Genomic DNA, 13,213 nt, shown 5'->3' on the forward strand with positions numbered 1-13,213 from the left:
GGACAATTTTCTCGCTGAACACTGCCTCATCGTCAAGTTCAGTGGTTAGGCTTGGCCCGGCTTAGGTAAAAGCGGCTTTATTTCTGCAAGGTTCGCGATAGTAAGCTGCCGCTCCCCTTTTCGCGGAGAGCCGTTTATCTCGAAATTGAGTGTCCGCAGTGCATAGAACAACATGGCTTGTCGGCAAGTGATGGTTACCTTGCCGTTCTTCATGCCGTAGTCGATTTCGACACCCTTGCGCTGCATGGGGGAAAGCGAAACATCGGGCATTAGGACAAGTTCGACGTGAGTGTTCCACTCCCGGTCGTCTGAAGGCTCGATGTCAGACGCCTTCGGTTCTTCTGCTGACAAGATCCGTCCGAATACGAAATCTTTGAACCCTTTCCGCATGTGGCAGTAAGCGCGAACGTGCCAACGCACACCGTCGTAGCCGAATGCGTGAGGGCTGATGTAGCGTTCCTGTTCCTCGTCGCGAGCGATCGACTGGTAACGAATCTTGAGCATAGCTCGCTCCGCAATTGCACGCAGCATGAGGGCCAGTGTCTTTGATTCGATAGTTCTTGAAGGAAGGGGAACAGACGCCACCGGGGGACAAAACGACAAGAACGTCTGTTCGCTGGCCAGAATCTTTCGCTCTAGTGCTAGCAATTGCGATAGGTACTGCCTTGGCCCAGAGGATTCGAAGAGCGGAGTGAACTCTGCTGAGGCAATGTACGTGCGAGAGCTCGTGTCGTACTGCAAATTTCCTGGGGCCAATTCCATATAACGCGAGATGTCAGCCGACGCTTGAGGCACCGAGATCTTGAAGAACTCGGTCACGTCTCGTCGGTTGATTCGGCCGTCCCACTGCAGGCGGAACTCGATGAACTGGAGGCGACGCTCTTGGCTCCACTTGACCGGCCCGGATTCACCACCTTCACTGGACTTCTTCTTCCCAGCGGAGGTGGTTTTCGTGGAGTCGCTCGTTGCCTCGTCCGCCAGTGCCGCGTGGCTAGCGGACCTTGCGTTTGGGGTCGGTTGGGGCGGGGTGCGATGACGTGGCATTGTGTCCGTATAAAAAGTTGACGCATAAAAAAACTATGCGTATAGTAAGTGTACTGGCAAACGCTTCAACCCGCAAGGGTGGGTTGAGACGTCGTCGCGTGCCCGAATTTGGCGCGCGTTACTCAACCCGACGCTACAAGGACGGACTAACAATTATGGCGACACCTGAAATCACCTTTTTCCCCGTAGGCAACGGAGATATGACCCTTATTAAATTGTCCAGCGGCCGGACGATTCTTATCGATATCAATATCCGGCAGTCCGGCGACGGTGTGCGCGACGTGCTCAAGGATTTGCGCGAGAAACTCGCCGTTGACGAGGAGGGACGCCCGTATGTGGACGTGATGGTGCTGAGCCATCCGGACCAGGACCACTGCCGCGGCCTGCGTGAGCACTTCCATCTGGGCTCGTTGATGGACTACCCGACGAAGGGCGAGCCGTCGAAGATTGTCATTCGCGAGATGTGGTCGTCGCCGCTCGTATTCCGCCGCGCCTCAAAATACCACACGCTGAGTGACGACGCGCGCGCATGGAACACGGAAGCAAAGCGCCGCGTTGTGCTCTTTCGCGAAGAAGGGGAGTTGGAAGATGGCGACCGCATCTTGATTATGGGCGAGGACACGGACGGCAAGACCGACGATATTCTCGACATCGTCGTGAAGACCGATGAGCTCATCACGGCGGTGGCCGGGAACGAGGAGGAGAACTTCAGCGCATTGCTTCTGGCGCCGATGCCTGCTGATGATGAGCACGATGCAGATGAACTCTCAAAGAACGAGTCGAGCATCATCATCAACTACTCCATCGGCACGGGAGCGGTCACGGACGCCGTGAAGTTCCTGTCGGGCGGCGATGCAGAGGTGTACATCTGGGAAAAGCAATGGAAACGCCACAAGGACGACACGACGGCGCTCGAGTACGACTTGCTGTCGACGCCTCACCATTGCTCGTGGCACACACTCTCGTGGCACAGCTGGAGCAAGAAGAAGGAGGACGCTGAAGTGTCTTCCGACGCGCGCAAAGCGCTGTCGCAGACGCGTGCGGGCGCTTACATCGTCGCCAGCAGTAACCTGATTCTCGACGACGACAATGATCCGCCCTGTATCCGCGCGAAGCGCGAGTACGAAGCTATCGCGAAAGAGGCCGCAGGCAAGTTTGTGAACACCTCGGCCCATCCCAACGAGAAGAATCCCGAGCCGATGGTGTTCGAAGTCACGTCGGGTGGCGTCAAGGCGAAATGGAAGGTTGCCGCGGCCCCTGCAGCGGCGGGTGCTGCCGCAGCATTCGGCTCGAAGCCCTTGTCGCACGGCTAAGACGGAGGTCGCCATGAACGCTCTACTGCAGGGTGCAATCCAGTTGCTCGAGGCGCATCCTGCGGTCGAGTCGGTAAAGGTCGAAGAAACCTCCGGCGGTGGCGCAAACGTCTACGCGACGTTTCTCGTTGACTTGCCGTCACGCTGGGCTGCCGCGGGCGCAAGTCCGAACGGCGTCCGAGCGCGAGAGGAAGTGCTCGTCGAATTTCCGTCTGGTTTCCCGGATAGGGCACCGCAATTCACGTTGCGCGAGGATTTTCCGGATGCGTTGCCGCATATCTATCTGCACAAGCGCGGAAGTCGGGTGCCCCCGTGCATTACGTTCGGCGACAAGCTTGATGTAATGCATTCAGACGGCTTCTTTCGCCTTGTCGACCAGATGTCGGATTGGCTCAACAAAGCTGCGGTCGATGAGCTGGCCATCAATGAAAAGGGCTGGGAACCGAGTCGAAGGGACGTTGGTTTCAACTTTGTCGAGATGGACCCCGTGAAACATTTCGACAAGCCACCGTTTGGCGGGTGGCGCCTCTTCATGTGCATGACTGGCTGGAGCAAAGACGGCCGCTGGTCGGTAGCGCGTGACCCTCAGCAGAAGTTCCCAGTCGGCAACCGAGCCTTCATGCATGAGTGGCTGGACACTCTTCGGATGAGCGACACGGCCTATTGGGGACGTGTACCTTTGGTTTTCTGCTGGCCGCAAGCGGCTCCTGGCGGGCAACCCGTTATTCACGAGCGATACAAGGCTGATACGGTCACGACATTTGCTGAGCTTGCTGAGCAGGCCTCAGAGTGGGGGTGTCGAGTTGCGCTAGACGATTTCGTGAGCAATTTCAACCACACCCTTGCCTCGTCGAAAGACAAGGTCGTAACGCTCCTGTATTTCGCCTTCCCGGTGCGCAGGCCCACAAACGTTATCGGCACTACGAGCCAGTTTGAGATTCTGGGCTACAAGATGCAACTCTCGCTGCCGGCCAAACTGGCTCTGGATGACACGACGCTGGTCAGTGCAGTTGCTTTCTCATCTCCCATCTCTTCGAAACTACTGAAGCGGACGTCGGCGCTGCCGGAACTATCGAAGGAGTTGCAGCTGACATTTGCGGGATGCGGGAGCCTCGGGTCGAAGGTTGCGATGCATGTCGCGCGGGCGGGCGGCAAGGCAGCGATGCTTATAGACGGGAAGCTTACTGTCGCGCATAACGTGGCTCGCCATGCGCTCTTGCCCGACGACGTGGCGAACCTCCACGGCAAGGCGGAGCGGCTGGCGCAAATTATGGGAAGCTTTGCTTCAAAACGTCCGAAGTTTGTCGCATCTGACGTTCGCGGCCTGGACTTCAACGCAGCGAAGTACCGAGATTTTTTTCGTGGTGAGCAATCGGTAGTGGTGAACACGACCGGCTCATCCGCTGTGCGCGACTTTTTCGCAAAGGCGAAATTTGACGCACGCGTCATTGAGGGGGCTCTCATCCGTCATGGCGACGCAGCCTTCATGACCGTGGAAGGAGAGGGGAGAAATCCCTCGACTGTCGACCTGCTGTATCACGCGTACGAGCGACTGCGTTCGCTCGGCTTTTTGCGCGATGCGGGTGTAACCGCGGCGGCGAACATTCTCGAAATCGGTATCGGCTGCCACTCGGTCACTATCCCCATGTCTGACGCTCGAGTCTCGCTAGTCGCAGCTGGTATGGGCCAGAGACTGCATCACTACGACGAGGCCGGCTTGCCAGCGACCGGCATGGCGTCCGTTGCTTGTGTGGATGACGATGGAATGTCCATCACGTGGGCTCACGATGAGGTTGGGGCAACGCACGTCGCGGAGGTGTTCGACGAGAAGACGTGGACCGTGCGCGTGCTCGATACGGCCCATAAAAAAATTGTCGCTGATGTTGCAGAGCATCCAACGGTCGAAACTGGCGGCATTATCGTGGGAAGTGTCTCCGCGCTCACGAGAGAGATATTTATCACAGACGTCCTCCCTGCGTCGCCTGACAGCACGCGCTCGCCTGCGCGTTTCGTGCTCGGGGTCGAAGGAACTCTCGATACGATTCGCGGCTACGAAGCGCTCGGTGGACACACGCTCTGGTGTCTGGGGACATGGCATAGCCATTTGGCGGTGAGTGGTCCATCACAGATGGACAGGGATACCGCGAAATCGCTCGATGGACAAATACGTCACGCGGCGGTTCTGCTCATTCGCCACCCGCAAGGTTACGCTGCGCTGGTCCGCGATGGCACGCCAGCTTAAAGGTCGCACGGCTTCGATACTCGACACGGCGGGGAAACACATGGACGCTCTACAGCAGGTCGCGCAAGTAGCATCATCTGGAAAGTCGTTGAAAGCGCGCAATATGGTCTGGCTCGTCGGTGTTGGCATTTTCGATGTCATCATATTGTTGGTCATCGCGTTTCATCACCCCATCGACGACTTCACCGCGGATAAGGGGATGGCGCTACGAACAGGCCTGTCGGTTTTCCTGCCCGTTCCCATTATTTTTCTTTCGTACTTGCTCTCGCACTCGCAGAAGGCGATTCTCGTATTCTGGCGCCTTCGTAACCCGATGCCTGGTTCGCGAGCTTTCTCCGTGCATGCACAGACCGATACGCGGATTGACGTCGATACGCTGAAGAAAAATGTGGGGGCTTTCCCGAGTGATGAGCGCGACCAAAATTCGATGTGGTATAGGCTCTACAAGCAGGTGGAGAACGAAGTGTCGGTGCTCGAGAGCCACCAGAAATATCTGATGTTCCGGGACATCGCTGCGATGTCGCTGTTGCTTGTGCCGCTGGTAGCGCTTGGGCTCTTTCTGTTCGGCAACACAGTCAGGGCTATCGTATGGTCTGCGGTGGTCTTCGCAGTCCAGTATCTGATTGCGGCGCTGGCAGCACGTAACTCCGGAATCCGCTTCGTACAGAACGTACTTTGCATCCACTCAGCAAAGAAGGTCAGCGGTTCCCGGCGCGCTGCCCCGAGCAAGCCCGAAAAGAAGGGGGCAGGTCAGTAGAACTGATAAGCCTGCTCAGCGGCTTTGCGTTTATTACCAGAATCCCTAAGAATCTACTTTAAGCCCCGGTCGCACGGACCTTCACCACCTAGCACTTATCTTCGGAGCCGTCATGGCACAAACTCCGGTTGATGTTCGACAGCTGCTGACCGCCACGGCCGCGAGCCTGTGGGCGACGTTCCTTGACAGTGCCGCACATGCCCGGCCAGACCACAAGGGAGGGCCGCGCGAGGCGCGCGTGCGGCAGTTTCTGCGTGAGCGCCTGCCGACGAAGTGGGGTGTCACGCACGGGCACGTGTTCCGTGGCGATGTCACGTCGCCCGAATTCGATGTCCTCGTGTACGACGCACTCAACTGTCCGGGCTGGACGCTCGACGCGGGCGACGATCCGCGGCGTCTTGTCCCGCTGGACGCGGTGATCGGCGTTATCGAGGTCAAGTCTACGCTTGATTACCGCACACTTGCGGCGGCAGTCGACAAGCTTGCGCAGCTGGATGCCGCACTCGCCGCAGAAGCTGCGCAGAACGGTCCCGCCGAGTACGCACCGTTTCGGCATGTCTTCGCGTACCGGCTTGATCCTGACGATGACTTTGACGGCTGGGGCAGGCCCGGCTATGCACTCACGCGGTACGCGGGGGCCCACACCCAGCCTGACGGGATTTTTGTGCTCGACAGTCACTTCTCAGTGCGGGTGAATGGTCACGGCATCGCCCATGCTTTCGGGCTGCATCGCGGCCAGACACCCGAGGAGATCTGGAATTCCACGTACGACCTCCAGAACGAGTCTATCCAGCGCGACCTCCAACTGGACCCGTCGTACTGCAACGATTACTTCACCACCAAGGCGAAGGATGGCCTGCTTTTGCTGGCCTTCCTGACCTACGTAATCCAGCGCGCCTCGCGCTACGAGCCGGCCGGCGTCGACTATGCTGACGAGTTCTGCCGCTGGGGCGGCCCTGCGCTCGGTGGCCTGCTGAACTTTCGCAGCCCACCCGACCCGGACTGTGCAGCCGTCACGGTCCCGCAGGCTTGATCGTGGCCGGCCTGATAGCTGTGGGAGCCGCCCGCCAAGCTCGACGATGAATTGCAACTACAACTGGAACGCCACGGCCTGGGTAATCCCGATGCGGGAGGGCACGGCGATGATGGACACCAGTGGCGTAGCGAGTACGACCGCACCGCGATCATGGTGCTCCAATGCGGAGACGAACCTCGGTATAGTACGGGCGCCAGTTCCCTGACGTGACCACAACGACCGGAGAGTCGGACGAGCCAAATTCTCAAGTTTCTACGTCGAAACTAGGAATACCCGAAGCGAGATATCGCTCATGTGGTTGAACCGGCCCTGGGCCTTGTCGAGACTTCAATTCTTGAGAGAAATGATAGGAGCGCCTCTATCCCTCATCGTGAGGCACCAACCTTCGACTTGAGCCTATCCGATAGCACCTTTACCGAATCTGCGTGACCGATCGCGATATATTCCCGACCGTTGATTCACTAGACAGGTCGGGCCGGGCGCGACTTAGAGGACTAATTGGGTGGTTGTCGTCCAGCTTACTACTGGCGGGTTCCGGCCAGGAAGAGACACCCGCTGCGATGAACTGCGCGGCCGTTGTCACCAACATACCGGACACCGCGTCGCCGTGAACGTGCCATACCCACTTTTGTCGACATTCGCGCCGCCTGCGTCTGGGAAAGATGCACGACGCACGTCCCTTCATTCGCGCGATTTTTCCACACACGGAAAAATCATTCCATCCATACCCGTCTAATCAAACGCCCCCGTCACGCCGACACTCCTCCACATGCAGTTCGTTTCACATCCATCACGAACCAAGGAGAAGAGCCATGAACAATGTCACGAGCCAGCAGTTCAAACGCGTCTGGTTCATCACAGGCGCGTCGCGCGGTTTTGGCGCACTGATCGCAAAAGCCGCTCTCGATGACGGCAACGCGGTCGTCGCCACCGGCCGGAACGCCGCCATGATCGCCGAGCGGCTAGGAGAGTCGCCGGCGTTGCTCACCGTTGCACTCGACGTGACAAACGAGGCACAGGCGAAGGCGGCCGTCGAAGCCGCGGTCGATAAGTTCGGTCGCATCGACGTGCTGGTCAACAACGCGGGCTTCGGTTTGCTCGCGGCCGTCGAGGAATCGAGCGATGCCGAGGTTCGCCGCATCTACGAGACAAACGTGTTTGGCTTGCTCAACGTCACACGCGCCGTGTTGCCTGTGATGCGCAAGCAGCGTTCGGGGCATGTGATCAACACGTCGTCGATCGTCGGTTATCAGGCGGCGGCAGGCGTCGGCGTCTACAGCTCGACGAAATTCGCTGTGGAAGGCATCACCGAAGCACTGCATGCTGAACTCAAGCCGCTCGGCATTCACGCAACGATGATTGAACCCGGGTTCTTCCGCACGGACTTCCTGGATACGTCGTCGCTGGTCGTCGGCAAGACGATCATCGGTGACTATGAAGAGACGTCGGGCAAACTGCGGCACCTCGCAGGCGAGATCAATCATAATCAGCCGGGCGATCCCGCCAAACTGGCAACTGCGGTGATCAGGCTCGTCGATGCAGAGACGCCGCCGCTGCGTTTGCCGCTCGGCACGGACACGCTCAAGGCACTCGCGGAAAAGAATGCGTATGTTACTGCCGAAACGGAAACCTGGAAGGCGCTTTCAGCATCCACCGACTTCCCGGCCTGAGCCGCAAAGAACGAACGGGCAGACAGCGCGCGTGCGAGCGGCGTCTGCCCGATTCGGACAAGATGCGGTCATCGCCTTTTCAAGCTTGCGCGCGACAATGACATGAAGAAAATCGGTTTTCTATCGTTTGGCCATTGGTCTGCTTCGTCACACTCGCTTACGCGTTCGGCTTCCGACGTCCTGCTCCAATCCATCGACCTCGCGGTTGCAGCCGAGCAACTCGGCGCGGATGGCGCGTTTTTTCGCGTGCACCATTTCGCGCGCCAGCTCGCGTCGCCATTTCCGTTGCTGGCGGCTGTGGGCGCGAGAACCAGCCGCATCGAAATTGGCACAGCCGTCATCGATATGAGGTACGAGAACCCGCTCTACATGGCCGAGGATGCGGGCGCGGCCGACCTCATCGCCGGCGGACGCCTGCAACTCGGCATCAGCCGCGGCTCCGGCGAACAGGTGATCGACGGCTGGCGCTATTTCGGCTATGCGCCCGGCGAGGGTGAGACGCACGTCGATTTGGCCCGTCGACACACGGAAGTGTTCTACGAAGTGCTGCGCGGCGAAGGTTTCGCCGAGCCAAATCCCCGACCGATGTTTGCCAACCCGCCAGGCCTGCTACGCGTCGAGCCCCATTCCGAAGGGCTGCGCGACCGCATCTGGTGGGGCTCGGGCTCGGATGCCACCGCGGCCTGGGCAGCCGGGATGGGCATGAATCTGCAATGCTCGACATTGAAGAACGACGAGTCGGGTCGTCCGTTTCATGTTCAGCAGGCGAATCAGATTCGCGCCTATCGGCAGGCGTGGAAAGATGCGGGCCACACACGCGAGCCGCGCGTGTCGGTGAGTCGCAGCATCTTCGCGCTGATGAACGATCGCGACCGCATGTACTTTGGACGCGATGCGAACAGCGACGACACGATCGGACTGCTGGACGGCAATATCCGGACGATCTTCGGCCGCAGTTATGCGGCGGAGCCGGAGACGCTCGTCAAGCAACTCGCAGCCGACGAGGCCATTGCGGAAGCCGACACGCTACTGTTGACCGTGCCGAATCAACTCGGCGTGGAGTATTGCGCACACGTGATCGAATCGATCCTCACGCACGTAGCTCCAGCGCTCGGCTGGCGTTAGTGCGAGATTGCTTCGGCTTCAGCGCAACGGAAGCCAAAGCGGTCCCTCCCACGCTTTAAGTGCATCGAGGAACGCCTTCAACTTCGACGGCATGAAGCGCCGCGTCGGATAGACGGCATGCACGAAAATTTCCGGTGACGACCATTCGGGCAGCACATGCACCAACTCTCCGCTGGCAATATGCGGATCGCAATAGCTCGACGGAAGCAGCGCGATCCCGTGTCCGCGAAGCGCGAATGCATGGACGATGTGAAAGTCGCGCGCGGCGACGGGTCCGCTCACGTGTACCTTGACCGCTTTGCGGCGGCTGACCAGTTGCCACTCCGTCTCGTTGTTGCGGGCGTTGATCAGCACGCAGGGATGCTGGCTCAATTCCTCGGGCCGCGACGGGAGGGTGTGGGTTCGCGCATAGTCGGCCGAGACGACGAGCTGCCGCACACTTCTTCCCACGCGTTGCGCGACGAGGCTCGAGTCCTGCAATTCACCGAAGCGGATCGCGATGTCGACGTTTTCGGCGATCAGGTCGATAAACGCGTTCGTGAAGTACAGATCCACCTGGATTTGCGGGTAATCCTTCAAGAATGCCGACAGGAACGCGTAAAACGGCTCCTGTTCGAGCATCACAGGACCGGAGATGCGTAGCACGCCCTCCGGCTTCTTCTGCGTCTGAGTGATCACGCGCTCCGCGTCGTACAGATTACTCAGCGGCTCGCTGCATTGATCGAAGTAGGCGCGGCCCTGCGCAGTCAGGCTGAGCTTGCGGGTCGTGCGTTGCAACAGCGTCGCGCCGAGTCTTTCTTCGAGCGCGCTCACCTTGCGGCTGACGGTCGACACGGGCATGCCGAGCGCACGCGCGGCCCGGCTGAAGCTCTCGAATTGCGCTACCCGTACAAAGACGGCGATGTCGTTCAGGTCGGCGAGTGCGGTCATGGATAGCGTGGTGGCGATTTTTGCGACGGTGGAAAAGACATTCCATATATTCCAGTCTAATCAAAAATGCTCGTCGGGACGAGACTTCTCTTCACGCAGTTCAACTTCCTGGAGAGAAATCATGGCAAACAAAGTCGTCGTCATTACTGGTGCTTCGAGCGGAATCGGTGAAGCCACCGCCAAACTTCTTGCCTCCAAAGGCGCCACTGTGGCTCTGGCCGCCCGCCGCCTGGACAAGCTTCAACGCGTTGCCGCGGAGATCGTGGCGAAAGGCGGGCAAGTGTCGGTTCATCAAGTCGATGTGACGAATCAGGAGCAGGTCAACCGCCTAATCAATGACGTCGTATCACAACACGGCCGCCTCGACGTGATGGTGAACAACGCGGGTCTGATGGCGATCGCGCCACTGTCGCTGCGCAAGACTGACGAGTGGGACCGGATGATCGACATCAACATCAAGGGCCTCCTGTACGGTGTCGCCGCGGCGCTGCCGGTTTTCGAAAAACAGCAGTCGGGCCACTTCGTCAACATTGCGTCGGTCGTGGGTCTGAAGGTCTTCAGCCCCGGAGGCACGGTTTATTCGGGAACGAAGTTCGCGGTCCGCGCGATCTCCGAAGGTCTGCGGCATGAAGTGGGCGGCAACATCCGCACGACCGTCATTTCACCGGGCGCGATCGACACTGAACTGAAGTTCGGTTCGGGCCACGACGACAGCCGGAATTTTGTCGTCGACTTCTACAAGATGGCGATTCCCGCTGACGCCATCGCGCAAGCCATCGCTTACGCAATCGAGCAACCTGGTTCGGTCGACGTCAACGAAATCGTGATTCGTCCCACCGTTCAGGACTTCTGAAGCGTGGCGCTGCGGTGGCTGAGCGCCAACGGGCCAGAGGGCCTCTGACCCGTCCGCGCGCCAATCACTGCGAAGCCAGCCCGAATGACTTCATGGAGGAGTTCATCATGCCCGCAGCAGTGTTTTCTCTCGCGTTCGCCGCGTTCGCAATCGGAACGACGGAATTCGTCATCGTCGGCTTGTTGCCCGACATTGCAAGAGCTTTCGGTATCTCCGTGTCGACGGCCGGTCTGCTGGTGAGTTTCTACGCGCTTGCCATTACGGTCGGCACGCCTGTAGTGTCAGCGTTGACCGCGCGCCTGCCGCGCCGCGCATTGCTGCTCGCGCTGATGACGTTGTTCACGCTGTGCAATCTGGCGGCGGGACTTTCGTCATCTTTTCCGGCGCTGCTCGCGATCCGGATCGTCATGGCAGTCTCACACGGCGTGTTCTTCGGCCTCGGGACAACCGTTGCCATGGCGCTAGTGCCGACGCAGAAGTCAGGAAGGGCCGTGGCGATCATGGTAAGCGGCCTGACGGTCGCGATGGTGACTGGCGTCCCCGGCGGAACGTGGCTCGGCGATCTGATGAGCTGGCGGCTGCCGTTTCTCGTAGTGGCTGCCATGGGCGCGCTGGCGACTATCGGCCTCTGGCGGCTTCTGCCCGCGCTTGCCGCTCAGCGCAGTGCCGGCACCATTCTCTCGCAGCTCGCTTTGCTGAAGGACCATACGTTGATGCCGCTGTATGCGATCACCGCTCTCGGCATGGGCGCGACGTTCGCCGTCTTTACCTACCTGTCGCCGCTATTGGTCCATACCACGGGGTTCGGAAGTAAGGGCGTCACTCTCGGGCTGATGGTGTTCGGACTCGGCTCGGTGGTGGGGACGAGCGGCGGCGGGCGCCTCTCCGACCGATATGGCCCGAAGCTCAGCATGAACATCGCGCTAGCCGGCATCGCCGCGTCGGTCGCCGCGCTCTGGCTTACCGCACAGCATCCTGTGCTGGTGTTGGTCAACCTGTTTGTGTGGGGCGCGTTCGCCTTCGCCGTTCCTCCCATCATGCAGGCTACCGTCGTGCTCGTGGCTCGACATGTGGCGCCGGAGGCGGTCGGTACGGCGGCGGGGCTCAACGTCGCTACGTTCAACCTCGGCATCTCTGGCGGGTCCTTCCTCGGCGGACTGACGCTGGCAGGCGTCAACGTCCTCACGACGGTGTACGCCGGCGTGGCTCTGGCGGTGGTGGGAATCGCAGTTGTCGCGACGTATCGATGGTCGGAGCGTCCGGCTGCCGCGCCTGCCCGAAACGCGCTGGGACGGTGCTAAACACCAGCGCCCCACTCGACGACACCGAATCATGCAACGAGAAACATCATGAACGTATCGGAGCCTCATGTACTGCAACCCGGACGACGGCGTTTCGTGCAGCTTCTCGCATCGCTGCCGTTCGTTTCCGCCGCCACACTCGCTCACACGCTGTCACCGTCAGGAGCCGCAATGACAACTGCACACGACACCATTCGACCCAGGGCCCTTGTCTTCGATATGCAAGGCACCGTCTTCAACTTCTATGATCCGATGATGCATGAACTGGCTCGCCTCCCTGCAGTCGCGCCGCGGCATCAGGACTGGTCGACTTTTGCGGGACGGTGGAGCGCTGCGGCACATGACGCTATCGTCGAGATCGCCGCCGGGCGCAAGCCGTGGCAACCCAACCGCGCTGTTTATGCCGAGGTGTTGCCTTCGTTGCTCACGCGTTACCCAGGCGGCAATACGCTTTCCGACGAGGACAAGACCCGCTTGCTCGACGTCTGGGGAACGATGACACCATGGTCCGATACGCTGCCAGGACTAACATCTCTGCGTAAGGCGTTCGTGGTTGCAACGCTGACTAATGCGTCGATGGCGGGAATGATCGACCTCGTCAAACGCGAAGGACTGCCCTTTGATGCGATCCTCACAGGCGAACTGGTGCACGCGTTCAAGCCTGATCCGCGTGTCTACCACCTCGCTTCTGAGTATCTCGGCTTTTTACCGGGCGAGATCATGCTGGCGTCTGCTCACAAGTGGGACCTGATGGCGGCCAAGCGCAGCGGCCTGCTCACGGCGTTTGTGCCGCGTGCGTTTGAAAACGGTCCTGCGACCGAGGTCGATACCTTGCCGGAGCCGTACATCGACGTTATCGCCTCCGATTTACCGCAACTCGCGTCGCTCCTCGATCGCGGCTGAGACAGATCAGCCCGGTAAAGATCGCGAGCCTCGATGGGC

The 13,213-nt window shown here is 59.7% G+C and carries 11 protein-coding genes; 9 read left to right on the forward strand and 2 right to left on the reverse strand.

Annotated elements, in window-relative coordinates; genetic code table 11:
• Positions 1 to 45: 45 nt before the first annotated feature.
• Positions 46 to 1,044, reverse strand: coding sequence for a YafY family protein (locus DID98_RS36550; RefSeq protein WP_082744636.1), 999 nt, complete (start codon positions 1,042 to 1,044; stop codon positions 46 to 48).
• 200 nt (positions 1,045 to 1,244) lie between these two features.
• On the opposite strand from DID98_RS36550, the gene DID98_RS28800 reads away from it, so the two are divergent.
• The 6 genes from DID98_RS28800 (at position 1,245) to DID98_RS28825 (ending at position 9,187) form a co-directional block, all read left to right on the forward strand.
• Positions 1,245 to 2,357 carry a hypothetical protein gene (locus DID98_RS28800; protein WP_059556748.1) on the forward strand — a complete coding sequence of 371 codons (1,113 nt, stop codon included), beginning with the start codon at positions 1,245 to 1,247 and terminating at the stop codon, positions 2,355 to 2,357.
• A 13-nt stretch (positions 2,358 to 2,370) separates the two neighbouring features.
• Positions 2,371 to 4,599, forward strand: coding sequence for a Mov34/MPN/PAD-1 family protein (locus DID98_RS28805; protein ID WP_059556747.1), 2,229 nt, complete (start codon positions 2,371 to 2,373; stop codon positions 4,597 to 4,599).
• Positions 4,514 to 5,356: a hypothetical protein gene (locus DID98_RS28810; protein ID WP_231750631.1), complete on the forward strand. Its 843-nt coding sequence runs from the start codon at positions 4,514 to 4,516 to the stop codon at positions 5,354 to 5,356. The genes DID98_RS28805 and DID98_RS28810 overlap by 86 nt, the downstream gene beginning before the upstream one ends.
• Before the next feature lie 112 nt (positions 5,357 to 5,468).
• Positions 5,469 to 6,389: a DUF6602 domain-containing protein gene (locus DID98_RS28815; protein WP_059556745.1), complete on the forward strand. Its 921-nt coding sequence runs from the start codon at positions 5,469 to 5,471 to the stop codon at positions 6,387 to 6,389.
• Between the two features lie 815 nt (positions 6,390 to 7,204).
• Positions 7,205 to 8,062: an oxidoreductase gene (locus DID98_RS28820; RefSeq protein WP_124571845.1), complete on the forward strand. Its 858-nt coding sequence runs from the start codon at positions 7,205 to 7,207 to the stop codon at positions 8,060 to 8,062.
• 102 nt (positions 8,063 to 8,164) lie between these two features.
• Positions 8,165 to 9,187: an LLM class flavin-dependent oxidoreductase gene (locus DID98_RS28825; RefSeq protein WP_124571846.1), complete on the forward strand. Its 1,023-nt coding sequence runs from the start codon at positions 8,165 to 8,167 to the stop codon at positions 9,185 to 9,187.
• An 18-nt stretch (positions 9,188 to 9,205) separates the two neighbouring features.
• Here DID98_RS28825 and DID98_RS28830 read toward each other — a convergent pair whose 3' ends face one another.
• Positions 9,206 to 10,117 carry a LysR family transcriptional regulator gene (locus DID98_RS28830; RefSeq protein WP_124571847.1) on the reverse strand — a complete coding sequence of 304 codons (912 nt, stop codon included), beginning with the start codon at positions 10,115 to 10,117 and terminating at the stop codon, positions 9,206 to 9,208.
• A 121-nt stretch (positions 10,118 to 10,238) separates the two neighbouring features.
• On the opposite strand from DID98_RS28830, the gene DID98_RS28835 reads away from it, so the two are divergent.
• From DID98_RS28835 to DID98_RS28845, 3 genes are all read left to right on the forward strand, one after another.
• Entirely contained in the window at positions 10,239 to 10,970 is a 732-nt protein-coding gene (locus DID98_RS28835) for an SDR family oxidoreductase (RefSeq protein WP_105840946.1), read from the forward strand.
• Positions 10,971 to 11,062: 92 nt separating this feature from the next.
• Positions 11,063 to 12,271 carry an MFS transporter gene (locus DID98_RS28840; protein WP_244122474.1) on the forward strand — a complete coding sequence of 403 codons (1,209 nt, stop codon included), beginning with the start codon at positions 11,063 to 11,065 and terminating at the stop codon, positions 12,269 to 12,271.
• 48 nt (positions 12,272 to 12,319) lie between these two features.
• A complete protein-coding gene (locus DID98_RS28845) occupies positions 12,320 to 13,174 on the forward strand; it encodes a haloacid dehalogenase type II (RefSeq protein ID WP_260428120.1) in 855 nt (284 codons plus the stop codon).
• Positions 13,175 to 13,213 lie beyond the last annotated feature (39 nt).

Origin of the sequence: Burkholderia sp. Bp8984 (assembly GCF_003853755.1) — a bacterium.
Taxonomy (GTDB): domain Bacteria; phylum Pseudomonadota; class Gammaproteobacteria; order Burkholderiales; family Burkholderiaceae; genus Burkholderia.

Bases quoted from the DNA above. Each gene is read 5' to 3' on its own strand.
- DID98_RS28815 (WP_059556745.1), top strand. From the start codon at position 5,469: ATGGCACAAACTCCGGTTGATGTTCGACAGCTGCTGACCGCCACGGCC.
- DID98_RS28825 (WP_124571846.1), top strand. From the start codon at position 8,165: ATGAAGAAAATCGGTTTTCTATCGTTTGGCCATTGGTCTGCTTCGTCA.
- DID98_RS28835 (WP_105840946.1), top strand. From the start codon at position 10,239: ATGGCAAACAAAGTCGTCGTCATTACTGGTGCTTCGAGCGGAATCGGT.
- DID98_RS28840 (WP_244122474.1), top strand. From the start codon at position 11,063: ATGGAGGAGTTCATCATGCCCGCAGCAGTGTTTTCTCTCGCGTTCGCC.
- DID98_RS28845 (WP_260428120.1), top strand. From the start codon at position 12,320: ATGAACGTATCGGAGCCTCATGTACTGCAACCCGGACGACGGCGTTTC.
- DID98_RS28800 (WP_059556748.1), top strand. From the start codon at position 1,245: ATGACCCTTATTAAATTGTCCAGCGGCCGGACGATTCTTATCGATATC.
- DID98_RS28805 (WP_059556747.1), top strand. From the start codon at position 2,371: ATGAACGCTCTACTGCAGGGTGCAATCCAGTTGCTCGAGGCGCATCCT.
- DID98_RS36550 (WP_082744636.1), bottom strand. From the start codon at position 1,044: ATGCCACGTCATCGCACCCCGCCCCAACCGACCCCAAACGCAAGGTCC.
- DID98_RS28830 (WP_124571847.1), bottom strand. From the start codon at position 10,117: ATGACCGCACTCGCCGACCTGAACGACATCGCCGTCTTTGTACGGGTA.
- DID98_RS28820 (WP_124571845.1), top strand. From the start codon at position 7,205: ATGAACAATGTCACGAGCCAGCAGTTCAAACGCGTCTGGTTCATCACA.
- DID98_RS28810 (WP_231750631.1), top strand. From the start codon at position 4,514: ATGGACAAATACGTCACGCGGCGGTTCTGCTCATTCGCCACCCGCAAG.